Genomic DNA, 24,094 nt, shown 5'->3' with positions numbered 1-24,094 from the left:
ACCTGTTGATTTCAGCACGAGGCCCTCCCTTTCCGCGGGCGGTCNNGAGGAGCTCGTGCCTTCCGCTGCAGAAACTTTCTTTTATTATGCTTATGAGTTCCTTGTTTTAAAAAGCAAATAAATAAAGTAAGGTGCACCGATGCTGGCTGTAAAGACACCTGCCGGAATTTCCAGCGGAGAAAATAAAGTTCTTCCGATCAGATCCGCAGCCATAACCAGGATTCCTCCGATTAAAGCAGAGGCCGGGAGCAAAGCCCCAAAAGCTGAACCAACCAGTCTCCGCGCCATATGGGGTGCCATTAACCCAACAAAGCCAATCCCGCCGGCAAATGCCACGGCTCCGCCTATCAAAGCAGTACTCACCATCAGGAGCAGGAAGCGGTATTTTTGCACCGTGCTGCCAACGCCTGTGGCAATTTCATCCCCAAGCTCCTGGATATTAACATTTCTGGCTGAAATAAATGCCAGAATCAAGAGGATAAGCGTCCATGGCACCAAAATGGCGACATTTCCCCAGTTAGAACCGTAAACAGTGCCAGTTATCCAAATATTCGCCTGGCTTGCCTGGTAAATCGGGCCGAAAACCATCATTAAAGTTGTTAAGGCCTTCATCAAGCTGGCGATGCCGATTCCGATCAAAACCAGGCGGATCGGCGAAACTCCATCCTTGTAAGCTAAAAAATAAACAAGAAAAGCCACAATAGCAGCTCCGGCAAACGCAGCAAGAGGCATCCAATTTATGCTTACGGTCAATGCATTGTTTTCATCACTGAAAAAGGCAAGAAACCCGACCACCGCTACAGAGGCACCCCCGGTTATTCCGATAATGTCCGGTGAAGCAAGCGGGTTCCGGATCATCCCCTGCAAAATGCCTCCAGCTACTGCAAGAGCAATCCCTACCATGAGTGCAACGATAATTCGGGGAAGCCTAAAGGATTGAATAACAAGCCTTTCCATATCCGAGCCTCCGCCAAAGAAGACCTGCAAAACCTTTAGTGGGCCGATCTTCATTTCACCCGTCCCTGTACTAATGATAAAAACCCCTGCAGCAGAAGCAGTGAGGATAAAGAAAATCATTAGTGCCCTGCGGTCAATTAAAAAGGAAACTTTTTCGCCAAAAAGGCGCAAATTATAGTATTTTTTCATTATTGATTGAACCCCCTTCTGGCTATATACACGAAGAAAGGAGTTCCGATTACAGCGGTCATGACCCCAACAGGTACTTCCTGCGGCATGATGATGTATCTTGCAGCTATATCTGCCACCAGAAGGAGCATCCCGCCAAAAAGCCCTGCATACGGAATGACCCAACGGTGGTCAATGCCAACAACTGCGCGGGTTAGGTGGGGAATAACAATGCCGAGAAAGCCAATAGGACCTGCAACCGCTACAGCCCCTCCGGATAATAGAACGACAATAATACCGGCACCAAGCTTAAGCATTCCGGTTTTTAAGCCCAGCCCCTTTGCCACATCCTCCCCCATTGATAAGACATTCATTTTTCCCGCAATAACCAATGAAAGAACCCATCCTGCCAGAAGGTATGGAATCACCGCAGCAAGAGTTTCTAATTTCCTTCCTGATACAGACCCGGCAAGCCAGAACAGGACCTGCTCAAGGGCCGTTTCGTTTAAAACAAGAAAGCCCTGGGTCATGGAGGCAAACATGGCACTCATTGCCGCACCGGCAAGCGTCAGTTTCATGGGTGTTAACCCTTCCCTGCCAATCGAACCAATAATATAAACAAAGATAAATGAGACAGCTGCTCCGAGAAATGATATCCATGTAAAAAACTGAAGATTACTGATGGATAGCAGAGAAACAGAGATCACAACAGCAAATCCTGCCCCTGCGTTTATCCCAAATATTTCCGGAGCAGCAAGCGGATTCTTTGTCAGTGTCTGAAGCAATACCCCGGCTATCGCCAGACTAGCCCCTACCGCCGCTGCAATTAACGCCCTGGGAAGGCGGACAGATTGTATAATGATATGTTCATTGGATCCATCAAATTCTGTAAATGCATCAATGGCCATCTTCCAGGTTGTGTCCGTATATCCGTATACAATGCTGAAAGACATTAATACTAACAGCAGGAGCATAGTTAAAATAAGCCCTGCCCATCTTAGGAAATTCGTTTTTAATAGCATAGTGAAAACCTTTCCAGCTTCTATTTAATAAGGTTTATTTACAATATAAGTCTATTGTACAGGGCTAATGGCTGTCAATGAGTTTGAAAATCATTTTCACTGGCAATTTATCACGTTTAATGTAATGACATGATTTTCCCATATGCTGGTGTTCCCTAATTTAATTTTGCAAAAAAGCCTTTAATAATGGTTATTAAAGGCTCGAATAAATAATTGAAAATGATTTTCATTTACCCATTGACAGACGGAAGAATCCATTTTATTATAAAGTTGTCAAATGAAAATGATTATCATTAACAATACATATTGGAGGTTGCATTATGAAATTTAAATCTTTACTTGCCATACTTTCAGTTTTGACTATCTTGTTCTTAGCCGCATGCGGAAATAACAATGAACAAGATGATCAGGCTGCTGAAAAAGAAAACGAAGGAAACAAAACAGAAGATACAAGCTATACTGTTGAGCATGCAATGGGAACTACTACTTTGGAGAAAACCCCTGAAAAAGTTGTCATTTTAACAAATGAAGGAACTGAAGCTCTTTTATCCATGGGCATTACTCCAGTGGGAGCTGTACAGTCTTGGACAGGTGATCCATGGTATGAGCACATCGCAGATGATATGAAAGATGTCCAGGTTGTCGGGACAGAGAGCGAAGTAAATGTAGAAGCAATCGCTGCACTTCAGCCGGACCTTATTATCGGAAACAAAATGCGCCAGGAAAAAATCTATGATCAATTAAATGACATTGCCCCTACCATTTTTGCCGAAACATTGCGCGGTAACTGGAAGGAAAACTTTGAGCTATATGCAAAGGCAATTAATAAAGAAGAAGACGGGCAAAAGGTTATTGCTGATTATGACAGCCGTATTGAAGAGATTAAAACAAACCTTGGCGACAAATTAAGTCAGGAAGTATCGATTGTCCGCTTTATGGCCGGCGATGTCCGTATCTACCATAAAGATTCATTTTCCGGAGTCATTCTAGACCAAATCGGCCTTGCACGTCCTGAAAGCCAAAATGTTGATGACTTTGCTGAAAAAAATGCCACAAAAGAACGAATTCCGGCCATGGATGGAGATGTACTGTTCTACTTCACGTATGAAACAGGCGACGGCGAAGCAAGCCAGCTTGAAAAGGAATGGATTGAAGATCCGTTATTTAAAAATCTGAAAGTTGCCCAGGAAGGCAATGTTTATCAAGTCAGCGACACCATCTGGAATACTGCAGGCGGCGTCATTTCGGCAAATCTGCTTCTGGATGACATTGAGAAATATCTTGTGAAGTAAGAGCTGTTTTTTGCAAACTTTGTTGCTATTTAATAAAAGAGAGTAGGGGTTGATTTCCGCGGGGCGGGCGTTGAGCCTCCTCGGCGCGTAGCGCCTGTGGGGTCTCACCTGTCCCGCTGCTCCCGCAGGACTTTGAATAAGCATCCTCGAATCATCACCGCACGAAGGAAATGCGAATGCATTTTCGAGGATCTCGCACCTTCCGCTCCAATCAACCAACCTTGTTTATCTCTTATACCCTATTCAAAAGCAATAATCTTTTAGAAAAGAGCAAAAGTAAAAAACTTAGTGATTGCGCTCCCATAATCCCCCCTCTTTTATGAGAGCTCATATATAAAGGAACCTGTCTTGTGCAGGTTCCTTTTTTACTGCCAATTTGCCTTTTTTATATAGGAATGTAAAACTCATTTTTGATTTGGGTAACCTGTTGATTGGAGCGGAATTCAACAGGACATTTTAACAGACCTAAAATAAAATAATTGCTCCGTCTCCCCTTTTTCAACGTACTCCCCACTTTTTTATTGCCTTCCATTCATAAGTTTTCCAAAACCGGCAACAATAAGCGTAATGCCGAAAATGATGGTGATTTTCCTATGAAAAGATGGTTGAAAAATAAGCGAATTAAAGAGGATGTTCAGCACAAGGAATGGGAACAGTCCTTTATTAAATCCAAAGACTTTAAGAAAGTTTTTTATTATAACCAAAAAACAAATGTGCGTTTTGGGCTAACTTTCATGGCTACTTTAGTGGATGAAAATATCATTCAGGAAGGCATTCTCCCAAATCTGCTGGATGAGGAATTCCGGGAAATTGAGGATATTAAACAGCTTGTACCCGTTGCCGATGTCCAAATTTGTGATGATCCTTCTTTAATTGAACAGAAGATTATGAACGGCTATGTGATGCTGACAATTGAAACAGAGCTTAAGCATTTCGGCTTTATCGCAGCGCAAAAAGAAATTGTCAGGGGAATCAGCCAGCCGGAAGTTGAGTTTTCCGTTATTGGGCCTAAGGAAGCGTTCGTTGAGTCTCTCGGGCAAAATTTGAATTTAATCCGCAAGCGCCTTCCCGTAAAAGAACTGATTATTGAAGAGTTTAAACTTGGCAGTTTGTCAAAAACCAGTGTCGTGATGCTGTATATGGAAAATATTACAAACGAGGACAATGTGAATACCGTCAGGCAGCGGCTATCGAATGTAAAGTTTGATGCCATAACAGACAGTTCCTACATTGTACAGCTTATTTCGGATAACTCGAACTCCCCTTTCCCTCAGCTGCTGGATACAGAAAGACCCGACCGGGTGGCGGGCATTCTGGCTGAAGGGAAAATTGCCATTGTGGTGGATGGATCGCCCCATGTTCTAATCACGCCAACTACTCTGGTTGAATTCTTCAGTTCATTTGAAGATTATTTTTTAAATTGGATTTTATCATCCTTTTTCCGTCTAATTCGTCTGTTTGCGGTTGCTTTTTCAATTCTTGTAACGCCCATTTATGTGGCGACCTTGTCTTATCATTATGAACTCATTCCAAAAGATTTACTAAGTACTTTGATTACGTCAAGGAGGGAGATCCCCCTCCCTCCAATTCTTGAAGCCTTGTTTCTAGAACTGACAATTGAACTGCTTCGTGAGGCCGGGGCCCGGCTGCCTACCAAGGTCGGCCAGACAATCGGTATCGTGGGCGGAATCGTTATCGGGACAGCTTCAGTAGAAGCCGGCCTGACAAGTAACGTCCTCCTCATTATCGTTGCCCTTGCCGCTCTCGCTTCCTTTACGACACCTGTTTATCGGATGGGCAACACAATCCGTTTGCTGCGCTTCCCTTTCTTATTTTTTGCCGAGCTTTGGGGGCTGCTGGGAATCGTTTTCTGTTTCTGTATACTGCTGACCCATTTAGTGCGGCTTACTTCACTTGGAAGGCCGTTTCTTGAGCCGCTCTACCCCCCTCGGGTTGTAGATATGAAAGATGCGCTTATCAGACTGCCATTTGAAAAGCAATCCAAGAGGCCTATCTATTTAAGAACAAAAAATCCTTTCCGGTTTAGCAAGAAAAAGGCCGAGGAGAAAAAGGATATTGATGAATAACACGAAGTGCTAGCCCAAATAATGATCCACCAGTTAACAAGCATGGAGCGGAGGTGAACCAGATGCAGGAGCAGGAAGTACCAGATAGACTGAAGATATCCCCTTTTTTAGTATTTTATATGATTATGTCTATGCAAATTGGAATCGGTGTCCTAGGCTATCAGCGAATTATTGCCATGGATACTGGCTATGATGCATGGATATCTATCCTGTTTGCTGGGGGATGCATTCATGTCATTGTTTGGATGATCTATAAAATTGGCGAAGCGGTTAACGGGGACATCGTAACTGCCCATAAATTTCTTTTGGGAAATTTTTTCGGCAAAGCTCTCAGCTCCATTTTTATTGGCTATTACATCCTTTACAGCTTAACAGTTGTCAGGACATTTATTGAAGTTATTCAGGTATGGATGTTCCCGGAATTAAACACATTCTGGTTCTCCTTTGGATTCATGATCCTTGTTGTTTATATCATTTTTGGCGGATTTCGGACTGTAGTCGGGACAGCCTTTTTCGGCCTTGTCCTTCCTGCTTATCTGCTTCTGACATTTGGCTGGGCTACTAAATTCGCCAATTTCTATAATCTCTTGCCCATTTGGGACCATTCCATCAAGGAGATTCTAACAGCCTCCTTTCATATGTCGCTTACCTTTATTGGGTTTGAAATCATCTTGTTTTTCTATCCTTTTATAAAAGAGCCAAAGAAATCCCAAAAGTGGGCCCATCTGGCTGTTTTGGCGACTACCCTCATTTATACAGTTTTAGCCATTATCACTTTTGCCTATTTTGCGGAAGAACAGCTGGCAAAACAAATCTGGGCTACCTTGACTATGTGGAAAATAGTTGAAATGCCCTTTGTAGAACGATTTGAATATATCGGAATTGCAAACTGGAATTTAGTCATTCTTCCAAATGTTTGCATTTCAATATGGATTGCTTCCCGCCTGGTAAAAAGAATTTTTAATATCAGGCAAAAAATAGGCGTGTTCTTTATTGTAGGGGCGGTTCTGTTCTCAATTACTTTTCTGGATACACGCGAAAAAATAAACATGCTTAACAACAATATAGGAAAAATGGGATTTGCGTTTACCTTTATTTATATCCCCATGCTTTTTTTCGCCATTATGATAGCAAAAAAACTGAAGAAGAAGGGAAAGAAGAAATGAAAAAGCTATTGATATTATTTCTTGCCATGCTTCTTACAGGATGTGTAGAAAAAGAAATACTTGATGATATTAATATTGAGGTAGCTGTTGGCTATGACATGCTGGAGGATTCTGAAGATAAATACAGAGGCACTGTTCTGTTCCAGGAATTCCAGCCTGATAAGAGCGTGATTAACCGTACCTTCAGCGGTGAGGGCACTATAAGGCAGGACATCAGAATGGCAATATCCAAACAGTCTTCTGAACCTGTGGTCACAGGCGGTTTAAAACTGGCGATCTTCGGTCCTGAAGTTGTAAAAAAGGGAATGTATGATATTGTTGATTCTCTGCAAAGAGATGCCAGCATCGGTGCGAGATTATTTGTTGCCACCTCGGATGGAAAAACTGAAGATCTATTAAAAGGTGAATACGGATCAAGGGGGAATTCCACCTACATATATAATATGATTAGCCATAACGTCGAAAAAAGGGATATTCCAAAGACCAACCTGCACCTGGCTGCCCATGATTTTTACCAAAAAGGAAAGGACCCGTTCCTCCCGCGTTTAAAACAGGTCAGCAAGGATAAAGTGGAGATCTCCGGAATTAGCCTATTTAAGGATGATAAAGAAGTAGATATTCTGCGAGTAGAAAATTTGTTCTTTTTTAAATTATTAGTGGACAAATACAGCGAAGGCAATTTTGATATTTCTGTATCCAAAGATGCTACAGCTGCCGTAAAAAGCATCAGATCCAAGCATAAAATAAAAATTCTAGACAATAAAGCAGATATAAAAATAAAAATCAGGGGCGTTATCCGTGAGTTCACTGGTGATGCTTTAACTCCTGACGTGATAAAAAAGATTGAAAAAAATCTGGAGAAAGAAGTGGAAACAAAATGCTTAAAGCTCTTGAAAAGGTTTCAGGAGCAGGGGATCGATCCAATCGGCATAGGCCAATTAAAGAAATCGCAGAACAGAAATTTTGACTTTAAGAAATGGGAAGATGACTACAAGAATATGAGCTTCAATGTTAAATGTAATGTGCTGATTGAAGAAACAGGTGTTATTGAATAAATAAAGAGCGGCCGTTTAATTTCGGGCCCGCTCTTTTTTAGTCGCTCGTTGAGAACATATATTTTTTATAATGGTAGCGGATTGAGAATATAAGCCCCATAGCCAGCATATTCCCCATAAGCGAGCTTCCCCCATAACTGATGAATGGAAGCGGAATGCCCGTGATTGGCAAAAGTCCGATGGTCATGCCGATATTTTGAAAGACATGGAAGGTGACCATGCTGATTACCCCTACACAAATATAAGTATAGAAGTTGTTTTTTGTTTCCATGCCAATCTTGGTAATATGATAAATCAGCAGGAAGAAAAGGCTGACTACAATACTTGCTCCAATAAACCCAAATTCTTCGCCTACAATACTAAAGATAAAGTCAGTATGGCTTTCAGGCAGATAAACTTCCCTTGTTCCATACCCTTTGCCGCTTGTTTCTCCTGATCCAATGGCAAGGAGAGACCGGGTAAGCTGGAACCCTGTTGAGCTCTGGTAATTGTAGGGATCAATCCAGGAATAAATACGCGCAAACTGATATTCCTTGACTCCCAGATATTTCTCAAGAATGTCAGGATGCCAGAGGACGAAATAAAGGATGGTGCCGGCCAGTGCAGCTCCTGTGCCAAAAATCGGAGCCAGCAGCTTCCAGCTGATTCCCGATATAAAAATCAGGCCAAGCATAATCGCAAGAAAAACCAGGCTTGTACCCAAATCCGGCTGCTGCATGACAAGCATGAGCGGCACCATCGTTAAACCGACCAGTTTAATAAGCAGCCATAAATCGGTCTGTATGGTTTTAATGGCATTTTTTTGATGATGATCATCAATCGTTTTTGCTAGAACAAGGATAATAAACACCTTAACGAGCTCTGCCGGCTGCAGGGAACCCATCCCAGGAACCTTATACCAAGCCTTGGCTCCGTTGATGACAGGAGCAATGCTGCTTGGCGCAATAATTAAAAAGCCGAGCAGCAGGATGCCAAGGCCGTAGACATACCAGGAAATCTTCTTTAGCTGGTCAGAGTCCAATGTGATAACAGCGGCAATGATCCCTGTTCCAACGATATACCAGACAATCTGCTTCAGAAGGAAATTTTCAGTATATTGTCCCGTTGTCTGCGCGCTGTATATCGAGATCGCGCTTACTAAAAATAAAAGCATCAATATTAATACTAAGCCCCAATCAAGCTTAGGGGGTGTATGCCGATTAGAAGTCATAATCATTCTCCTTTAAAAAACCATCTGCCTTTGGGATTTTGCCAGGCATAACGGAGTATGACGCAGCTTAAGGGATAAAAGTGAGAGAATCCAGAGATTAATTTATGTACCTCTCATTAATCCTCGCTACAATATTCCATTATATTTTTTATAGAGATAAATCACAACTTCTAAAGAGGCAATGGGTATTATTTCAAGTTTTTGCGAAACCAAAATGATTACTTTTGCCCAGCACTCACTTCTGCAGATCCGCCTTGGTGCCCAAATCCGTTTTCTCTGGGTGGATTAGGACCTATTTTTATAATCCCCGCTGAAATACCGCACTTTAATGTCATCTCTCATCCATTCCAGGTTGTTGGGAACCTGAGGGATGCTATAGCCGATAAAAATAGGGGTGGTTACATAACGCGGGACGATTTTGGCATAAATATCCTTGCCCAGCTTATAAAAGAACAAATTGTAGCTGTTGCTTGGAAAAGGAAAGCCATTCAAAATGTAATGGGCCGCAGTCTGGATACATTTGGCGAAGTATGGAATATCCTCCTCATCGGCAAGCTTGACATTGAATTCATAGAAGCCGATTCTCGGTGAAGTCGATAACGTGAAGATCGTTCCGCTTTCTTCATGGATGAGAAGCCCTTCAAAATCGCTTGCATGGACTTTTTCCTTATAATCGATATTTTTAAGCCCAACAATTTGCATATGCGGATGGGCAACGCTTCCTCCTGATAAAGGTCCGTGATTCTTGAAAAATAGGACAGATTCATACTCTCCACTATCTTCCATTTCACTCCAGTGTTTTAACCCGAATGAAATAAGCCTGATTAAATGCTCCTCGGAATACATAGAAAGCTCACTGTCACATTGATCCGTTTCAATCAAAACCGTTTGATATGCATTTTCCAGCACAGGATACTTATTTTTCAATAAAATAATTGAATCCTGCATCTCAATAATATCCGTCAGCTCCTCCCTCGCACAAAAAGGGCAGCTAATATCCTTATTCCGAATACTATTAGGCTTCTGGACTCCAATCCCGGTATTAAAATGCAAATGCGTATCTGCCATCACTCTTACACCTGCTTTTCTATAATCTCTCCCCCTATTTTATCATGAAAACGAGTACCAGGTACCTGTACCAGTTTGGCCAACTGGTATAGGTACCTGGTACTTTTATTCTACCGTTAATTTTGTTTCGGTGTGTTCATGGAGGTCATCGCCTTTTTCGACGTGGATGGTGATGATGTATGTGCCAGTTTCTGAGAATTGATGGTCAGCTGTGTATTCGCCTTCTTCACTTTCGTTTAGGTTAACCCATTCAGGTGTAGAACCATCAAGGGAGATTTCGAGCTTAACTTTCGCTTCTGTTAGCGGCTTACCTTCTTTATCAAGCATGACTGACAAATCAGTCTGCTCTTTTGCATGAACATGGTCAGATGTTTTCAGCTCGATGGACACTTCTCCATCATGGCCGTGGGAGTGGCTTTCTTTATGCCCTTCTTCCACATGTTCATGGCCAGTATTCTCAGCTTTCATGTCTCCAACTTGGATAGAAACCTTAGGCATCGTATGCTGGCTTCTTGCTGTCACATGGGCCTGCACAAAGTATATGCCCTCATCGGCGAATGCATAATCAGCCATATATTTCCCCTCTTTATCATGCTTCGCCTCTATCATTTCACTTTCTTCTTTCTTGCCTTCCTTCCAAACCTCAAATTTCACTTCATCTGCATCTGTTACGGCTTCATTGCCTTGTTTCACAGTAACAGCAAGGGACGCTTCTTCACTTGCTTCCAGTGTTTCAGGCACCTGCAAGATCGCTTCAATCACCTGTGGGGTCTCTTCACTTTCTTTGGCCTTTTGCTGGCTGGACTGGCTGCATCCTCCAAGAATAAGAAAACTTGCCATTATCAAAACGAGTAATTTTTTCAATTTCTTTTCCTCTCTTTTTTCTGTATTTACATTGTATAACGTAAATATAAAAGGAATTTGTGATAGAACGATGAAGTTTTTTTAAAAAAATAAAAGACCCTTATAGGTCTTTTTATTAGGCTGTCATTGCAAACTTTGCTGCTTTTTAAACAAGTAGTGAGAAGTGGTTGATTTCCGCTCCAGGATGCTCAGCGAACGCGGGGCGGGCGGTGAGCCTCCTCCCGCTGGAGTCTCGCACCTTACGCTCCAATCAACCATCCTTATTTATCAATGTTTTTGTTTCCAGATCTACATAAAAACAACAATCTTTTAGAAAAGAGACTTTTATTCCAACAGTAAATAAGTTTGCTAATTATTTTGATTTATATACTAAACGGAAGCAAGTTCATTCAGAACAACTTTTTTGTCCGCTTCTTTTGCAATCAGTTCTGCTGCATCATAGGCCAGTTTTTTATAATGCTGGGTATTTTCTTCGTCCTGGGCAGTTTTGTATGCCCGGGAGAGCGCTTCGTAGGCGAACGCGAGGTCAAAGTCTCCTATATTATGATCAAGGCAAATTTCAAGATTCCTTTTTGCATGGTAGAGTGCCGGTTCCGCTCTGTTCAAAACAGTATACACCCTGGAAATCTGCCATTCTCCCCTTGAAAGATTAACAGGCTTCCCTGCCATTTCCCAATGGAAGCGTGAAGTATGCACCATATGGATCATTTGCAGGTCTTCTTCCCTGGTTCTGTCCGGCTTTTCCATCAAGTCCCATACTCTATTGAAAAGGCTGATGGCGATTTTTTTGTGATCCTCTATTTCTATAACAGATGGCTGTGCCATTCAAAACATCTCCCCTTTATAGATTTGAAAAACTCTGTACAGATCGTCTATCCTGATCATAAGATTCCTCATGGGTGTTACCCGTATATTGCTTAATGACCTTTCTCCAAAAGGCTTGTGCTGGATAATTCTTTTCGGTTTGCGTAATCCGCCAGCGTCCCTTGAATGTTTCAAAAGCTAATTTGGCCCCCTCTTGGCCAACTCCCCTCCGATTATATTTTTTCATAACAAAAAATTGTTCCATGCTGTAATCAAAATCTGCACTCCTATGTTTTTTCACGATCGCAAAGCCGGCCAGGTTCCCATTCACTTTAATAAAATAAGGAAAGAACTCCTCACTGCTTTATGTATAGATCCAGATCTTTAAAGCCGTATCGTCCTTCCTCATTTAATTCGATATCCAGATAAGCAGTAAATTCATACACATAGAACTCCAGAAGGTTCCCAAGCACATGCTTTTGCTCCTCACTGACCTCTTCTAAAATGGAATTCATCTTGCATTCTCCTTTTATAAAAAATGATCAAAAAACAGAAACAATGCCGTACCCCAAATGATCAATGCGGACACTTTATTAATGGCAGCAAGAGTACCCGCTGATTTCAGCTCTCCGGTTACCTTGCCCACCCATGCCAGGCCAGTGAACCAAAGCCAGGATACGACTATGCAAGCTGCTGAGAAGGCCCATTTATTCTGACCGCTGTAGCTGATGGAACTGGTGCCGATGACCCCTATTGTATCCAGAATGGCATGGGGATTTAATAAGGAAACGGAGGCGGCGAACAGGATTTGTTTCCTTGGGGCATACTTAGTAGCTGCGGCACCTTCCTGGCTGGCAGGTTTGCTTCTAAATATTACAAACCCCATGTAGATCAAGAACAAAATTCCCGCACCAAGAAGAACAGTTTTAAGAACGGCATTAGCCAGGACAACGACTGACACTCCCAGCACAGCCAGCAAAATCAGCATCGTATCACAAAGTGACGCTGTAACAACGGCGGGAAGGGCTTTTACAAATGTTTTTTGCTGTGCACCCTGATTAAAGATGAAGACATTTTGGACACCAAGCGGCAAAATCAAGCCAAATGCAAGCACAAAACCATGGATAATTGCAGTTAACATGCTAATAATTCCTTTCATGCTTCCTTTACAATGGCTCTTTTCGTATAGATTGTTGTTTTTGCATAAGAAATCTGCCCGTTGATTTCAGCACGAGGCACTCAGCGAACCACGGGGCTACCGGGAGCCTCCTCGACGCTCCCGAGTCTGCGGGGTCTCCCTTGGAACGCTACTCCCGTAGGACGTTGAATAAGCTTCTTCGAACGGACGCCTCCGTAAGAAAATGCGGCAGCATTTTCGAGGATCTCGCGCCTTCCGCTCCAATCAACTCAGTGATTAAAATTGGTTCGAAAGCAACAAACTTTGCGAAAACAGCGTTTACAATAGACCTTCTTTTATTCGTCTTTCATTTCCCTTTTTCCTTCCTGCTCATCTTCTAAATTAGCTTATCCGTCATATATTTGAAGAGATGGAGGGATCCAAATGAATTCAAAATTAAGAGTCCATTCTGTTTTCTTTTACATAAACAGCTGGGTGTTCAGTATTTGTGCGGTTGTGGTTCTTGCTGGGCTTGTAACGAAGTATCCGTCCGCCTTTACTTCTTCCCATATGAATCTGCTGCTAAAGGATATTAAGGCAGATCAGCTGTTCATCCACTTCCTGAAAGCTGAGAACCATTATTTTTACCGGGATGTGCCAACCGAAAGCTATTCCCTTTCAGGAACACTCTTCAAGCTGGCCACCAACACCCAGCCACAGGACGTCAGAACATTCCTTGGACGCGAACTGCCTGGTTTTTCTATCTTTGACACCGGCATTGCCGTTGCCGGAGAGGGAACCGATTTTACCAATCTCCCGGTAGAGTCTGCACCGCCTCTTGAAGTTCTTTTAAAAGAAAGAGAGCTTGCTCTGAATAATGGGGATAGCGGGGGCATCGCCGCACCGCCAGCCATTCCGGATAAAAAAAGTGTCCTCATCTATCATTCTCATAGCTGGGAGTCGTTTGCACCGCTTTTAAAAGATGTGAAGGATTCAAATGAGGCGGTCAGCCCAAATGAACAGGTTAATGTGATCGCTGTCGGAAAAAAGCTGAGTGAAGAGCTTGCGGCAAAAGGCATAGGGGCTGAGCATGATAAAACGAATACAGCCGCAGAGCTAAAAAAGAAGGGCTGGAGCTGGGAAAGCTCTTATTCTCTTTCACGGGAGACTGTGCAAGCAGCCCTGGCTGAGAATAAGGACGTAAAGTTTTTAATTGATATCCACAGGGATTCACTTCCCCGGGAGGAAACAACTGCTTTAATCGGCCAGAAGCCGTATGCACGCCTGTTTTTTATTGTTGGAAAAGAGCATAAAAATTACGAGCAAAACCTGAAAGTAGCCTCGGAGCTCCATAAAGCACTTGAGGCAAAGTATAAAGGGATCAGCAGGGGTGTTTTTGTAAAAGGGAAAAGCGAGGGCAACGGCATTTATAACCAGGATCTTTCCGAGCGAGCCCTTCTGCTGGAATTCGGAGGAGTGGAAAATACCCTGGATGAGCTGAACCATTCGATTGAGGCTTTTGCTGAAGTGTTCAGCGAATATTACTGGAAGGCAGAGACGGTCAATGCGGAAGGAAATTAAAGCAAGCCATTACTGCCTCCTGTTTACATTTTTCAGCACCATGATTACCTACCTTTTGTTTGGTCTTAGCACCCTCACAGTTGCCTGTCTGCTCTCGGGAGTCATTCTCTCGATTATCAACTTAATTGAAGACGAAATGAAACAATACGGGCCGGACCGCAATGGCTGATGCAGGCAAAATTTATTATTTTCTGTTTTAATAGACATAATAAGACAGGAAATAGGAGTGATTGAATTGAAATTGGCCGTCATTACAGGGGCCTCCAAAGGCCTTGGAGCTTCCATCGCAAAGAGAATGATCAAAGAAGGAACAGGCATCATCTCTGTATCGAGAACAGAAAACCCGGAACTGACAGAGTTTGCTGCAGAGAATCAAGTCTTCTACGGTCACTATTTCTGCAACCTGGCTTCGCCTGAGGAAGTGGAATCCGTCTTTGGGGAAGTTACAGAGCTATTGCGGGAAAAGCAGCCGGAAGCTCTTTATGTTTTTAACAATGCAGGGGTCATTGATCCAATCGGGACAGCCGGCAACCTGGATCACAAGGCTTTAATCCAAAATGTGCACGTCAACTTGATCGCACCTTTCATGATCTCGAACATCCTGCTGGGTGAAGCTTTACGGGATATGACCATTGTCAATATTACTTCGGGCGCGGCAGAAAGGCCCATTCAGGGCTGGAGTGCTTATTGCAGCACAAAGGCAGGAATAAATATGTTCACAGAAACAGCCGCACTCGAACAGCAAACAGCAGGCAGCAGCCACAAAATCATCGCATACAGCCCTGGTGTCATGGACACAGATATGCAGGGCATCATCCGTTCCTCGGCAAAGGAAGACTTTCATGACCTTGAAAAGTTCCAAACATACAAGGAAAAGGGTATGCTGAGAGATACAGATACCGTGGCAGATGCATTGATCGACCTTATGCTGAATAAAGAGCTTGAAAGCGGAAAAGTTTATTATGTGAACGATTTGATTTGATAGTAGCTCCAATAGCGAAGCCGGCTGTTACTTTTGAACAGCCGGCATTTCAATTTAAAAAAAAGCGCAAGGCACCTGGAGCTAGACAGTTAATAGAAGCTATTCTTTCCCTAAAATATCACTGTCCACGACACCATGGTGAATCCGGACGACTTCATGGTTTTTATCTTTTTGAATAACGAAAAATCCATTCGAAAAGTCTGAGGATAATTCTTTGAAGAAAATTCCATCAATTCCCTTCTCATGCTTTTCGCCGATCGTTAAATGGTATTCAGACCCTTTTTTGACAAGCTGGGCGGGAAAGCCTTTATCCCAATCCTCTGATGAATCATGGATTTTTCTCGTGACCTCCACTACATGGATGTCTACCCCTTCGAGCAGCTCGAACAACTCGTTGATCAGCGAATGCTTTACCATCCGTTCAAGCTTGGTCTGGACAGCCTGCCCGAGAATAATCTGGGTGATCTTATATTGCTGGGCCACATCCGCTATCACTTTGGCGATTCTCTTGCCTTCTGAGTGTTTTGAGAGCATTTTCAGTCCGTATTTTTCTGCCAGACTTTCGAACAGAAATTTCGTTTGCAGCTCATTAAAGTCAAGATCTTCATGTTTCTGGTTTTCTACGGAGAGAATATACCCTTCCCCCTGGAAAGCGTCCTTTAATATTTTTCCTCTTTGGGCCAGCCTTTCCGCATGGTTAGGGTTGCTGACACATACTAAAATATTTTCTCTCATCTCCACACCTCTTTCACATGATCCTCTAATTAGTATAGCACTCAAACAGGGGAATAAACCTTATTCTTCCATAGCTAAGCCTGTGCTGTCAGCGGATGCTTAAAATGGACTGGAAGCATCAGTTCTTTTTTGGCGCGGAAAAAAAGCACCTCGTCCGGTTGAAAGCTTCTTGCTGCTGGATTAATATCCGGAAAGCTGGGGGTAAAATGGAACAGGATTTGCTTTGTCCTGCCTGAAATGAATTTGGAAAGGATAGGTTTTATATGTATCTTTGCATGTGAGATCACATCGTAAACATGCAGCGTTCCCTGTTCTTCTTTTAATAGAACGATTGCTTTTTCATCCTCAAGCCAATATATATCCTCATTGAAAACATGGCTGCAGTAAAACATAAGAATGTTAATCGTACCCTCAGCTGCCAGGCTGGTCGAGAGGGGCATTCTCTTCGAGGCAAACTTTTGAATGAATTGGAGATCGTCGTTGCTGGAGCCATTTAGCTTTCGGATGCCCTCCAGCGGTGAAGGTTTAAGGTCACTGGTTCCAATCGAAAAAAGCTTTTCTTCATAAGGATTAAAGCCAAACTTCGGGTAGAAGTTAAGCACAGACCTATTGGCGAATAAATAGAGTAGATCACATTTGCTTTCATAATCACTGATTACTTTATTCATCAAATCGGCAGATAGCCCTCTGCCCCGATAATCCGGATGTGTCATGACAGTTCCAATCTGGATTGCTTTATGGATTTCCCCGTGTATCAATAGGTTAACAACATTAACAGAAACATTGGCGACAATCTCATATTTGTCCGCATAGGAATACGGAATATAGCTATCTCCCCAAAACCCTTCCTTATACCAGCGTTCAAAAGTGATTCCGAATACTTTGCAGGCAAGGCTGTTAAAGCTCTCCCGGTACAGTTCATGGTGTTTATAGTCTTTGATAAAATTCAGCATTGGCAAGCTCCTTCCCCCTATACTAATTAGAATAGCAGATTTTTTTTGAATTTTTTATAGAAACGTGAATAAAGAATAATAGGGCTGGACATACTATTCCTACAAGTGTAAATCCCCCTTTTTTTTCGCTTCCAAATTGGAAGCATTTTTTTTTTGCAAAAGAGAAAATCGCCATTCTATGAGGGGGAACGCAGATAATATGTAAGAACTCCGCTGTTTATCCGCGGAGTTTTGGTTTATTGGATCAGATTTAAAAATTGTTTGGTGCGAGCCTCTTTTGGATTAGAGAATATCTGTTCAGGATTGCCGCGTTCCACTACCACGCCGGCATCCATGAAAATGACTTCATCTGCTGCTTCTCTGGCAAATCTCATTTCATGGGTAACAACGACCATCGTCATTCCTTCATTGGCAAGATCCTTCATCACCTTCAGCACTTCCCCAACAAGCTCAGGGTCAAGGGCAGAAGTGGGCTCATCAAAGAGCATGACCTTTGGTTCCATAGCAAGTGCCCTTGCAATCCCTACCCGCTGCTGCTGGCCTCCCGAAAGCTGAAAGGGATAATAATGGATCTTATCACCCAAACCTACTTTCCCTAAAAGCATTTCGGCCTTTTTTCTGGCAGCTTCCTTCTTTTCACCTTTAACTGTTACAGGCCCTTCCATGATATTTTCGAGTGCAGTCATATGGGGAAAGAGATTGTAGTTCTGAAAAACCATTCCGGTAAGGCGGCGAAAAGAAGGGATCTTTTTCTTTGGCACTTGCTGTGAGAAATCAAGAACTTGATCCTCAATCGCAATTTGCCCAGATGTAGGCTGTTCGAGAACATTCAAGCAGCGCAATAATGTTGTTTTTCCTGATCCAGACGGTCCGATCACCACTACAACTTTTCCTTTAGCCACTTCCAGATTAATTCCTTTTAATACTTTTAACTGATCAAACTGCTTATGCAAATCGTTTATCTTAATCATTGAATTGCTCCTTGTCTAGCCTTTTCATGAAGAAACATACCGGTCAAGGCGGTTTTCAATCCTTCCCTGCACGATGGAGAGCAAAAAGCAAATTACCCAATAAATGAGGGCAGCCTGCATATACAGAAGCAAAAATTCATAATTGGTTGCTGCTATTTCCTGTGCTCTTCTAAACATCTCTGTAACCAGGATCATGGAAGCCAGAGATGTATCCTTTACAAGACTGATAAATGTATTAGAAAGAGGCGGTATCGATACCCTGGATGCCTGCGGAAGAATAATCCTCTTAAGAGTTTGCGGATATGACATTCCAATAGAGTATCCAGCCTCCCATTGCCCTTTGGGAATCGATAAGATCGCTGCACGTATGATTTCAGAAGCATATGCCCCTACATTTAACGAAAATCCTATAACAGCAGAAGGGAATGGATCAATAATGATTCCGATGGTCGGCAGCCCATAAAAAATAATAAAGAGCTGAACAAGCAGCGGGGTTCCCCTTACTGCTGATACATAAATTCTAGCAATTGTCTGCAGAATCTTATTGCCTGAAATTCGTGCAAGAGCCGTTAAAATCGCCAATGCCAAACCGAATACAAATGAAATCAGCGTCAATGGAATGGTATATATAATGGCACCTTCAAGTAAAGGCTGGAATGAACTCTTGCCAATCTCTATAAGCCTGGAGACCCTTTCAGGGTCTAAAAAAATACTACTTAAGTACATCTTCGCCAAACCATTTTTCCGAGATTTTTAGATACGTGCCATCCTCAATCATTTCATTTAAGGCTTTGTTAACTTCTTCCACCAATGTGTCGCTTCCCTTTCGGAACATCAAGCCGCTTTGAGAAGCATCTTCAGATTCTGCAACCATTTTAACCGGAGCATCAGGTTTTTGCTTTTTGAAATCCAAAAACGATAAATTATCGTTGATTGTAATATCAGCACGCTTGGAATTTATTAGCTCAATCGCTTGATTAAATCCTTCTACACCCACAATCTCCGCTCCATAGGACTTGGCAAGATCCGCATAATTACTTGTCATGGACTGGGCAGCTTTTAATCCTTCGATGTCTTCAAAGCCCGAAATAGTATTATTGGATTCATGAGTGATTAGTGCTGCCGCAGAAGAAATATATGGATCAGAAAAATCGTACTTTTCCTGACGGTCAGGGCGAATTCCTACTTGGTTTGCAATCATATCAAAACGCTTAGAATCCAAACCAGCAAACATTGCGTCCCATTGTGTTTCTAAAAATACCGGTTCTAGATCCAGTCTTTTCGCCACCTCTTTCGCAATTTCAACATCAAATCCTGTCAGTTCACCTGTTTCGTCATGGAAGGTAAATGGAGGGTATGTCCCTTCTGTTCCGATTTTTAATTTTCCTTCATCCTGAACTTTAGCCAATAGGTCCTCGGTCGTATTTTTCTCCTCTGCAGTGTTTTCTGGATTCGCTTTATTCGTTCCACAGCCTGCAATTAACAACAAAGTGCTCATAAGCAGCATGAGAAGCATCGTAAATTTTTTCATTTTTAATCCCCCTAATTCTGATGTGTTTTATTAGCATTAGCAATATTATTATATGAATTAACATCTGTCAAAAGAAAAAATCTTACTTTTATAGCTTTTCCTTTAATAGCCAAATTACTACTGCAATCTTTCTTTGAACGGGACTCTTTCCCAAACAAAAAACCTTCTTTGAGCAAGAAGGTTAAAAGGAAGGATTATTAATAAGAAGGCTTTTTCAGCGAGCATTTGGAAGCTTCTCCTGCCAGCTCGGGCGCATAATAACTAAGTTTTTTTATTAAATAGCAAGCTTCCGGGAAATGGTGCTCGAGAAATCTTAACGTCGTTTTATTAAGAATCCTTTTGCCGGCGTATTTTTGAACAATTCCCTTAATGTATTCATTCATTTCAATAACAGCAAGCCCAACATCACGTGCCAATTCCTGCTGGCGCGGAAATCCCGGCTGTGTGAATTTCAGATATCCCTTCATATGGCGGTTCTGCACCATGAAGCCCTGGAATATCCGCGTATAGACTTCGGCCTTCTCCTCAACAAAAACCTCAATTGGATCAATTGAATTCCTCAGCAGAACAATATGGCCAAGCTGGTCCTCCAGCCATAAATCAAGCAAGTCAACTAGAGATTGAGGCGGCGGTGTCAGCCCTTTTGCATAATAGCTTAACAGCCGCAAGTATTCCTCGTTCTCGCTTAATGTACCGTTGAAGTATGTTGGAGAAAGGTTTATATTAACCACGTTATTAATCCGTAAATTCTGCAGCTTTCCTTCGAATTGAAAATAGCCGTTTGCAATCGGCCATACTTCCATTGCAAAAGAAATGGCTTCCTGGGAATTTGCCTGTGCAGAAGGCGGAAGTTGGTTCAGCCTGCTGCGCAGATTCCGAAAGGCTTGTCTATATTCATCTGCTCTCTTTACGTATTTTGTTTCTGTCGGTGAAAGATGGTCTCTTACAAAAATTGCATGGTCCTCGAGAATTTCCAGCCAAAAGGCATGCTCCTCCCAAGGCGTCAGCCCTATTTCATTCATCCTGCTATCCCCCCATATTAATCCTTTTAGATGTATATGCTTTTCGAAAAGGAATGATGAATGGAGCATTTCGGATAAAAAAGGGGTGAATTAGAGAAAATAAGGGAGCATTTTTAAGAAAGGAGAATCACCATGACGAAAAAATATAACAAAGGCAGCAAAAATCAAAACTCACCAAGAGGAAACCAATCACCGATCAGCGGAGATAACAGCAAAGGCAATAAGCGAAATAAGGATCAAAACGATAAGACGGATATGGATTAAAGAAAAAACCGGCTTTCTGTTCAAAGCCGGTTTTTCCTATTCATCGTCCCCAGATATTTTAATAGCAGGCGTATTGTTATACAGATAGGTTGGAGCCATGTTCTGGTGCTCTTCTCTATTATTCATCGCTTCCTGAAGCTTAAGATTGGCATCCTCTGCTTCTGTCCTGCTGCTCATTTTAGAGTGGATATTCTGATCTTCCAGCTTTTCATTCAGCTTTATATTCGTTTCAGCCGCTTTCTCGTCCATTACCATTCCTCCTTTTTCGTTTTAGTGTTTGATAAATGAGTATTAAATATTTACCACACCTGTACTCGGGTAAAACAAAAAAGCATAGAACACAGTGTGTCCTATGCTTTCGTTATTAAAGATGATCCATTACGGAGTTTTCCGGCACTTTAAATGGGTCGTTTTTGTCGATTCTGTCATAAAACATAATCCCGTTCAGATGATCAATTTCATGCTGCATAATAATGGATGGGACTCCCTTGAAACGAAGGGTTACTTCTTCGCCCTCCAGGTTATATGCTTTTACCTTAATGCGTTCATAACGCGGGACATACCCTTTAACATCCCGGTCTACAGACAGGCATCCTTCCCCATCAGGAAGGAAAATCACGCCCACTGAGTGACTGATAATTTTCGGATTGATTACAAAGTATTCCTGCGGCTCGCCTTTTTCATTGCTAAAATATGCTGTAAACATGCGTTTGTTCAGTCCAATTTGGTTTGCTGATAAACCGACCCCCGGGCGCAGGCTATATTTTTTCGCCGTGGCAGGATCCTGGCTATTTCTCAAATACTGCATCATCGCGATTAACGTTCCACGGTCCTCTTCAGTAAGCGGTATGGGAACTTCCTTCGTCACTTCGCGCAGAACCGGATCGCCCTCCCGAACAATATCTTTCATAGTAATTATTGTGTTTGCATCAAATTTAGTCATAAATAAATACTTCATCTACCTTTACATTTAATGTTTTGGAAATCTTAAAAGCAAGCTCCAGGGTTGGGTCATACTTATTATTTTCAATGCAATTGATCGTTTGCCTGACCACACTGCACTCTTTTGCCAGCATTTCCTGCGTAATCCCCAGCTTTTTCCGCATTTCTTTTATTTTATTCTTCATATTATCACCTTTTTGGGCTGAAACTGTATTTATCGTATCATTTTGGCTGTGATGATGTCCAACCAATTGGACATTCTTCTGCACGGAAAAAATTTATCCGCGAAATATCGTCTATATCCGCGAAAAAACAAATATAATCGCCGCGATTTATTTGCATTTATCCGCGAAACCGCTTTTTTAGCAAAAAACCAGTGTGGGCGCACTGCCCACACTGGTTCGGTTACTTAACCTTCATTTTTACATCTCCTTCAATCCAGGCAGGGAAGAAAGAAAGTTCCAGTCTTAAAGGGTTTTTATAATCAGTTTCCTCTCTTGACGGGAGTGAGATGCCGATCTTCTGTTTACCCCCTTCTTCCCGGTAAGAAGTAGACATTCCATCATAAATATCTTTGTTATTCGCGTCCTTCACACTGTTAAAAAGGAAGTAATGAAAGTCTTCTTTTGTATCAAGTGTGAACATCAGCATATCGTCTTCCCATTCTACGCAGGAGAGCTTTGACCCTTTTGGCTGCTTCAAAATCTCTTTTTTATCCGTGTCAACTAAGACATATGCTTCATCCTTATCAACAGCCTGAATTTTATTCATGACCAGGTATAATTGTTTCGGTTCCTTAAAGTAATTACTTTGGAGGTAAAGAATATCCTCGTGATCACTGACATGGCTGGCTGTTATGCCATTGGAAATTTTCGTCCAGGACTCCCCGTTTTCATCGACCAGGCGGATATCCTGAAACTCAAAGATTTTCTTGCTGTTATTTGGGTCATAAGCAAGATGGACTGCGACTCGGAGCGGATACACCGTTATGTCCTTTACCGTAATTTTCTGGCCTTCAATTGTTACCTCTTTGTTCATTTCATACGTTTTTTTGACCTTCACAGGCTTTTCAATAGAAAAAGGAATTTGGAACGTTTCATTTAGATCATCCGTTTTCACTTTCATGGATAGGTTGAACTTTTTCGTTTCAAGCTTCTCCTGAAAAAAAAGCTCTAAAGCAGAGGATACCGATTTTCTCGGTTTATCGTCGTAAGGTGAATGAGTACCATAGCTGGAAGATCCTAAAACAAATTTTGTACCATCTGCCGGCTCAAGCTCCATCTCTTCTACATCAAAAAGCTTTTGCTTCTTTTCCGATTCCATCGTATAAAAAATGACCAATCCTGTCTCGTCCGCAATAACTGAATCAATTGTAACTCTTAGCCCGTTTTTTTCCTGTGTGACACCAATTTTCTGTAAATAATCATTCTCCACTGCCGACATAAGCCCTTTATCAAATCGGATGATCTCCACAATCTTTTGCATGCCCGGAAGTTCTGCCACATAATGGGCAAATGCCGGTGATACCCTAATGCTGGTCAGAAAAACAATCGCCAGCACAGCTGCCGCCACACTGGGAAGAATCCACCGTTTCCTGCGCAGGCCGGGTTGCTTTTTAATGCTTGCAGATTCTGCAGGTGCCCCTTCTCTTTTTGCTTTTTGGAATCCTGCCAAAATAGCCGCGTCAATTTTCTCCTCTGAAATCGTTATTTCATCAAAACTTTTCTTCATTTTTGCAAGGTCCTGTTCTTCTTTTTCATACATGAGACATCCCCCCTTTCTCCTCGAGCTTCTCTCTTAGAGATTTAAGCGCTTTGTTCAGCCAGGTTTTCACGGTTCCTTCCGGACAATCAAGTGTTCCTGCGATATCTTTAATCTTCAGATCATGGAAATATTTAAGAGTCAATATTTCTCGTGAGCGCTCATCCAAAGCTTGCATGGCATCCTGAATCTCTATTAACGAATGGCTCTCCGATTTTCCCATTGTCAGGAGCAAATCCTCATTCAAAACCATCCGCTTTTGCCTTTTCAATGTATCGTTGCAGTAATTGATCATGATGCGGATTAGCCATGTTTTAAAATAAGAAGCTTCCTTTAACTCCTTAAGCCCTTTATAAGCTCGAAATGTTACTTCCTGAATCGCTTCTAGTGCATCTTCCTCATTCCGCAAATAAGAAAGAGCGGTTTTATATAAATCTATTTTTAGCATGCTGATGATTTGCAGAAAGGCCTCATCATCGCCTTCCTTTGCCTTCAGCACAAGCGGATCGATCGCCAAACCGGGGTCCCCCCTTCAATTCTAT

At 42.2% G+C, this 24,094-nt stretch carries 28 protein-coding genes; 8 read left to right on the top strand and 20 right to left on the bottom strand.

Features of this window, described 5'->3' with window-relative positions; genetic code table 11:
* Positions 1–90: 90 nt before the first annotated feature.
* Complete coding sequence (locus J7I93_RS04875; protein ID WP_214723878.1) at positions 91–1,146, bottom strand: FecCD family ABC transporter permease; 1,056 nt, start codon at positions 1,144–1,146, stop codon at positions 91–93.
* On the bottom strand, positions 1,146–2,147 hold the full coding sequence (locus J7I93_RS04870; RefSeq protein ID WP_214723876.1) for a FecCD family ABC transporter permease: 1,002 nt from the start codon (positions 2,145–2,147) through the stop codon (positions 1,146–1,148). Before J7I93_RS04870 ends, J7I93_RS04875 begins: the two co-directional genes overlap by 1 nt.
* Before the next feature lie 320 nt (positions 2,148–2,467).
* On the opposite strand from J7I93_RS04870, the gene J7I93_RS04865 reads away from it, so the two are divergent.
* From J7I93_RS04865 to J7I93_RS04850, 4 genes are all read left to right on the top strand, one after another.
* Positions 2,468–3,439 carry an ABC transporter substrate-binding protein gene (locus J7I93_RS04865; RefSeq protein ID WP_214723874.1) on the top strand — a complete coding sequence of 324 codons (972 nt, stop codon included), beginning with the start codon at positions 2,468–2,470 and terminating at the stop codon, positions 3,437–3,439.
* Between the two features lie 593 nt (positions 3,440–4,032).
* Complete coding sequence (locus tag J7I93_RS04860; protein WP_214723872.1) at positions 4,033–5,526, top strand: spore germination protein; 1,494 nt, start codon at positions 4,033–4,035, stop codon at positions 5,524–5,526.
* Between the two features lie 62 nt (positions 5,527–5,588).
* A complete protein-coding gene (locus J7I93_RS04855) occupies positions 5,589–6,692 on the top strand; it encodes a GerAB/ArcD/ProY family transporter (RefSeq protein ID WP_214723870.1) in 1,104 nt (367 codons plus the stop codon).
* Positions 6,689–7,747 (top strand): Ger(x)C family spore germination protein, encoded by a 1,059-nt coding sequence (locus tag J7I93_RS04850; protein ID WP_214723868.1) that lies wholly within the window; start codon positions 6,689–6,691, stop codon positions 7,745–7,747. Before J7I93_RS04855 ends, J7I93_RS04850 begins: the two co-directional genes overlap by 4 nt.
* A 37-nt stretch (positions 7,748–7,784) precedes the next feature.
* On the opposite strand, the gene J7I93_RS04845 is transcribed toward J7I93_RS04850, so the two are convergent.
* The 7 genes from J7I93_RS04845 to J7I93_RS04815 form a co-directional block, all read right to left on the bottom strand.
* On the bottom strand, positions 7,785–8,957 hold the full coding sequence (locus J7I93_RS04845; RefSeq protein ID WP_214723866.1) for an FtsW/RodA/SpoVE family cell cycle protein: 1,173 nt from the start codon (positions 8,955–8,957) through the stop codon (positions 7,785–7,787).
* A 285-nt stretch (positions 8,958–9,242) separates the two neighbouring features.
* A complete protein-coding gene (locus J7I93_RS04840; protein ID WP_214724069.1) occupies positions 9,243–10,025 on the bottom strand; it encodes a DUF4931 domain-containing protein in 783 nt (260 codons plus the stop codon).
* Positions 10,026–10,130: 105 nt separating this feature from the next.
* Positions 10,131–10,889, bottom strand: a complete 759-nt coding sequence (locus J7I93_RS04835) for a FixH family protein (RefSeq protein ID WP_214987655.1) — start codon at positions 10,887–10,889, stop codon at positions 10,131–10,133.
* 369 nt (positions 10,890–11,258) lie between these two features.
* Positions 11,259–11,714, bottom strand: a complete 456-nt coding sequence (locus J7I93_RS04830) for a hypothetical protein (protein WP_214723864.1) — start codon at positions 11,712–11,714, stop codon at positions 11,259–11,261.
* 16 nt (positions 11,715–11,730) lie between these two features.
* Complete coding sequence (locus J7I93_RS25500) at positions 11,731–12,030, bottom strand: GNAT family N-acetyltransferase (RefSeq protein WP_353050255.1); 300 nt, start codon at positions 12,028–12,030, stop codon at positions 11,731–11,733.
* A 19-nt stretch (positions 12,031–12,049) separates the two neighbouring features.
* Positions 12,050–12,208, bottom strand: coding sequence for a hypothetical protein (locus J7I93_RS04820; protein ID WP_214723860.1), 159 nt, complete (start codon positions 12,206–12,208; stop codon positions 12,050–12,052).
* A 14-nt stretch (positions 12,209–12,222) separates the two neighbouring features.
* Complete coding sequence (locus J7I93_RS04815; RefSeq protein ID WP_214723858.1) at positions 12,223–12,834, bottom strand: LysE/ArgO family amino acid transporter; 612 nt, start codon at positions 12,832–12,834, stop codon at positions 12,223–12,225.
* A 420-nt stretch (positions 12,835–13,254) separates the two neighbouring features.
* Here J7I93_RS04815 and spoIIP point away from each other — a divergent pair, with 420 nt between their 5' ends.
* Genes spoIIP through J7I93_RS04800 form a run of 3 tightly spaced genes read left to right on the top strand, consistent with a single transcriptional unit; the run spans position 13,255 to position 15,373 of the window.
* A complete protein-coding gene (gene spoIIP / locus J7I93_RS04810) occupies positions 13,255–14,391 on the top strand; it encodes a stage II sporulation protein P (RefSeq protein WP_214723856.1) in 1,137 nt (378 codons plus the stop codon).
* Positions 14,375–14,560: a hypothetical protein gene (locus tag J7I93_RS04805; protein WP_214723854.1), complete on the top strand. Its 186-nt coding sequence runs from the start codon at positions 14,375–14,377 to the stop codon at positions 14,558–14,560. Before spoIIP ends, J7I93_RS04805 begins: the two co-directional genes overlap by 17 nt.
* Positions 14,561–14,617: 57 nt before the next feature.
* Positions 14,618–15,373 (top strand): (S)-benzoin forming benzil reductase, encoded by a 756-nt coding sequence (locus tag J7I93_RS04800; protein WP_353050254.1) that lies wholly within the window; start codon positions 14,618–14,620, stop codon positions 15,371–15,373.
* Between the two features lie 99 nt (positions 15,374–15,472).
* On the opposite strand, the gene J7I93_RS04795 is transcribed toward J7I93_RS04800, so the two are convergent.
* The 6 genes from J7I93_RS04795 to J7I93_RS04770 form a co-directional block, all read right to left on the bottom strand.
* On the bottom strand, positions 15,473–16,108 hold the full coding sequence (locus tag J7I93_RS04795; RefSeq protein ID WP_214723850.1) for a universal stress protein: 636 nt from the start codon (positions 16,106–16,108) through the stop codon (positions 15,473–15,475).
* Positions 16,109–16,182: 74 nt separating this feature from the next.
* Positions 16,183–17,061, bottom strand: coding sequence for a GNAT family N-acetyltransferase (locus J7I93_RS04790; protein WP_251025734.1), 879 nt, complete (start codon positions 17,059–17,061; stop codon positions 16,183–16,185).
* A 236-nt stretch (positions 17,062–17,297) separates the two neighbouring features.
* On the bottom strand, positions 17,298–18,032 hold the full coding sequence (locus J7I93_RS04785) for an amino acid ABC transporter ATP-binding protein (protein WP_214723846.1): 735 nt from the start codon (positions 18,030–18,032) through the stop codon (positions 17,298–17,300).
* A gap of 24 nt (positions 18,033–18,056) precedes the next feature.
* Positions 18,057–18,758: an amino acid ABC transporter permease gene (locus tag J7I93_RS04780; RefSeq protein WP_214724065.1), complete on the bottom strand. Its 702-nt coding sequence runs from the start codon at positions 18,756–18,758 to the stop codon at positions 18,057–18,059.
* Positions 18,745–19,563, bottom strand: a complete 819-nt coding sequence (locus J7I93_RS04775) for an amino acid ABC transporter substrate-binding protein (RefSeq protein ID WP_214723844.1) — start codon at positions 19,561–19,563, stop codon at positions 18,745–18,747. The genes J7I93_RS04780 and J7I93_RS04775 overlap by 14 nt, the downstream gene beginning before the upstream one ends.
* A 197-nt stretch (positions 19,564–19,760) precedes the next feature.
* Entirely contained in the window at positions 19,761–20,585 is an 825-nt protein-coding gene (locus J7I93_RS04770) for a DUF2935 domain-containing protein (protein WP_214723842.1), read from the bottom strand.
* 132 nt (positions 20,586–20,717) lie between these two features.
* Between J7I93_RS04770 and J7I93_RS25370 the strand changes: the two genes are divergently transcribed.
* The gene (locus J7I93_RS25370; protein ID WP_277875282.1) at positions 20,718–20,849 is read left to right on the top strand and encodes a hypothetical protein; all 132 of its coding nucleotides are present in this window, start codon (positions 20,718–20,720) and stop codon (positions 20,847–20,849) included.
* A gap of 36 nt (positions 20,850–20,885) precedes the next feature.
* On the opposite strand, the gene J7I93_RS04765 is transcribed toward J7I93_RS25370, so the two are convergent.
* The 5 genes from J7I93_RS04765 to J7I93_RS04745 all read right to left on the bottom strand — a co-directional run bounded on the left by J7I93_RS04765 (position 20,886) and on the right by J7I93_RS04745 (position 24,069).
* Positions 20,886–21,098, bottom strand: a complete 213-nt coding sequence (locus tag J7I93_RS04765; protein WP_214723840.1) for a hypothetical protein — start codon at positions 21,096–21,098, stop codon at positions 20,886–20,888.
* 115 nt (positions 21,099–21,213) lie between these two features.
* Positions 21,214–21,792: a peptide deformylase gene (def, locus tag J7I93_RS04760; RefSeq protein ID WP_214723838.1), complete on the bottom strand. Its 579-nt coding sequence runs from the start codon at positions 21,790–21,792 to the stop codon at positions 21,214–21,216.
* Positions 21,785–21,976 carry a helix-turn-helix transcriptional regulator gene (locus J7I93_RS04755; protein WP_214723836.1) on the bottom strand — a complete coding sequence of 64 codons (192 nt, stop codon included), beginning with the start codon at positions 21,974–21,976 and terminating at the stop codon, positions 21,785–21,787. Before J7I93_RS04755 ends, def begins: the two co-directional genes overlap by 8 nt.
* 220 nt (positions 21,977–22,196) lie before the next feature.
* On the bottom strand, positions 22,197–23,555 hold the full coding sequence (locus J7I93_RS04750; RefSeq protein ID WP_214723834.1) for a DUF4179 domain-containing protein: 1,359 nt from the start codon (positions 23,553–23,555) through the stop codon (positions 22,197–22,199).
* Positions 23,548–24,069 carry a sigma-70 family RNA polymerase sigma factor gene (locus tag J7I93_RS04745; protein WP_214987657.1) on the bottom strand — a complete coding sequence of 174 codons (522 nt, stop codon included), beginning with the start codon at positions 24,067–24,069 and terminating at the stop codon, positions 23,548–23,550. Before J7I93_RS04745 ends, J7I93_RS04750 begins: the two co-directional genes overlap by 8 nt.
* Positions 24,070–24,094: the final 25 nt, after the last annotated feature.

Source organism: Bacillus sp. ISL-47, from assembly GCF_018613175.1.
GTDB lineage: Bacteria > Bacillota > Bacilli > Bacillales > Cytobacillaceae > Cytobacillus.
The sequence above is the reverse complement of the archived record's forward strand: the minus strand, read 5'-3'. Positions and strand labels throughout refer to the sequence as shown.

What these genes read in the sequence shown, in the direction of transcription:
- J7I93_RS04875 (WP_214723878.1), bottom strand. Translation starts at nt 1,146, where the DNA reads ATGAAAAAATACTATAATTTGCGCCTTTTTGGCGAAAAAGTTTCCTTT.
- J7I93_RS04870 (WP_214723876.1), bottom strand. Translation starts at nt 2,147, where the DNA reads ATGCTATTAAAAACGAATTTCCTAAGATGGGCAGGGCTTATTTTAACT.
- J7I93_RS04865 (WP_214723874.1), top strand. Translation starts at nt 2,468, where the DNA reads ATGAAATTTAAATCTTTACTTGCCATACTTTCAGTTTTGACTATCTTG.
- J7I93_RS04860 (WP_214723872.1), top strand. Translation starts at nt 4,033, where the DNA reads ATGAAAAGATGGTTGAAAAATAAGCGAATTAAAGAGGATGTTCAGCAC.
- J7I93_RS04855 (WP_214723870.1), top strand. Translation starts at nt 5,589, where the DNA reads ATGCAGGAGCAGGAAGTACCAGATAGACTGAAGATATCCCCTTTTTTA.
- J7I93_RS04850 (WP_214723868.1), top strand. Translation starts at nt 6,689, where the DNA reads ATGAAAAAGCTATTGATATTATTTCTTGCCATGCTTCTTACAGGATGT.
- J7I93_RS04845 (WP_214723866.1), bottom strand. Translation starts at nt 8,957, where the DNA reads ATGACTTCTAATCGGCATACACCCCCTAAGCTTGATTGGGGCTTAGTA.
- J7I93_RS04840 (WP_214724069.1), bottom strand. Translation starts at nt 10,025, where the DNA reads ATGGCAGATACGCATTTGCATTTTAATACCGGGATTGGAGTCCAGAAG.
- J7I93_RS04830 (WP_214723864.1), bottom strand. Translation starts at nt 11,714, where the DNA reads ATGGCACAGCCATCTGTTATAGAAATAGAGGATCACAAAAAAATCGCC.
- J7I93_RS04820 (WP_214723860.1), bottom strand. Translation starts at nt 12,208, where the DNA reads ATGAATTCCATTTTAGAAGAGGTCAGTGAGGAGCAAAAGCATGTGCTT.
- J7I93_RS04815 (WP_214723858.1), bottom strand. Translation starts at nt 12,834, where the DNA reads ATGTTAACTGCAATTATCCATGGTTTTGTGCTTGCATTTGGCTTGATT.
- spoIIP (WP_214723856.1), top strand. Translation starts at nt 13,255, where the DNA reads ATGAATTCAAAATTAAGAGTCCATTCTGTTTTCTTTTACATAAACAGC.
- J7I93_RS04805 (WP_214723854.1), top strand. Translation starts at nt 14,375, where the DNA reads ATGCGGAAGGAAATTAAAGCAAGCCATTACTGCCTCCTGTTTACATTT.
- J7I93_RS04795 (WP_214723850.1), bottom strand. Translation starts at nt 16,108, where the DNA reads ATGAGAGAAAATATTTTAGTATGTGTCAGCAACCCTAACCATGCGGAA.
- J7I93_RS04790 (WP_251025734.1), bottom strand. Translation starts at nt 17,061, where the DNA reads ATGCTGAATTTTATCAAAGACTATAAACACCATGAACTGTACCGGGAG.
- J7I93_RS04785 (WP_214723846.1), bottom strand. Translation starts at nt 18,032, where the DNA reads ATGATTAAGATAAACGATTTGCATAAGCAGTTTGATCAGTTAAAAGTA.
- J7I93_RS04780 (WP_214724065.1), bottom strand. Translation starts at nt 18,758, where the DNA reads ATGTACTTAAGTAGTATTTTTTTAGACCCTGAAAGGGTCTCCAGGCTT.
- J7I93_RS04775 (WP_214723844.1), bottom strand. Translation starts at nt 19,563, where the DNA reads ATGAAAAAATTTACGATGCTTCTCATGCTGCTTATGAGCACTTTGTTG.
- J7I93_RS04770 (WP_214723842.1), bottom strand. Translation starts at nt 20,585, where the DNA reads ATGAATGAAATAGGGCTGACGCCTTGGGAGGAGCATGCCTTTTGGCTG.
- J7I93_RS25370 (WP_277875282.1), top strand. Translation starts at nt 20,718, where the DNA reads ATGACGAAAAAATATAACAAAGGCAGCAAAAATCAAAACTCACCAAGA.
- J7I93_RS04765 (WP_214723840.1), bottom strand. Translation starts at nt 21,098, where the DNA reads ATGGACGAGAAAGCGGCTGAAACGAATATAAAGCTGAATGAAAAGCTG.
- def (WP_214723838.1), bottom strand. Translation starts at nt 21,792, where the DNA reads ATGACTAAATTTGATGCAAACACAATAATTACTATGAAAGATATTGTT.
- J7I93_RS04755 (WP_214723836.1), bottom strand. Translation starts at nt 21,976, where the DNA reads ATGAAGAATAAAATAAAAGAAATGCGGAAAAAGCTGGGGATTACGCAG.
- J7I93_RS04750 (WP_214723834.1), bottom strand. Translation starts at nt 23,555, where the DNA reads ATGTATGAAAAAGAAGAACAGGACCTTGCAAAAATGAAGAAAAGTTTT.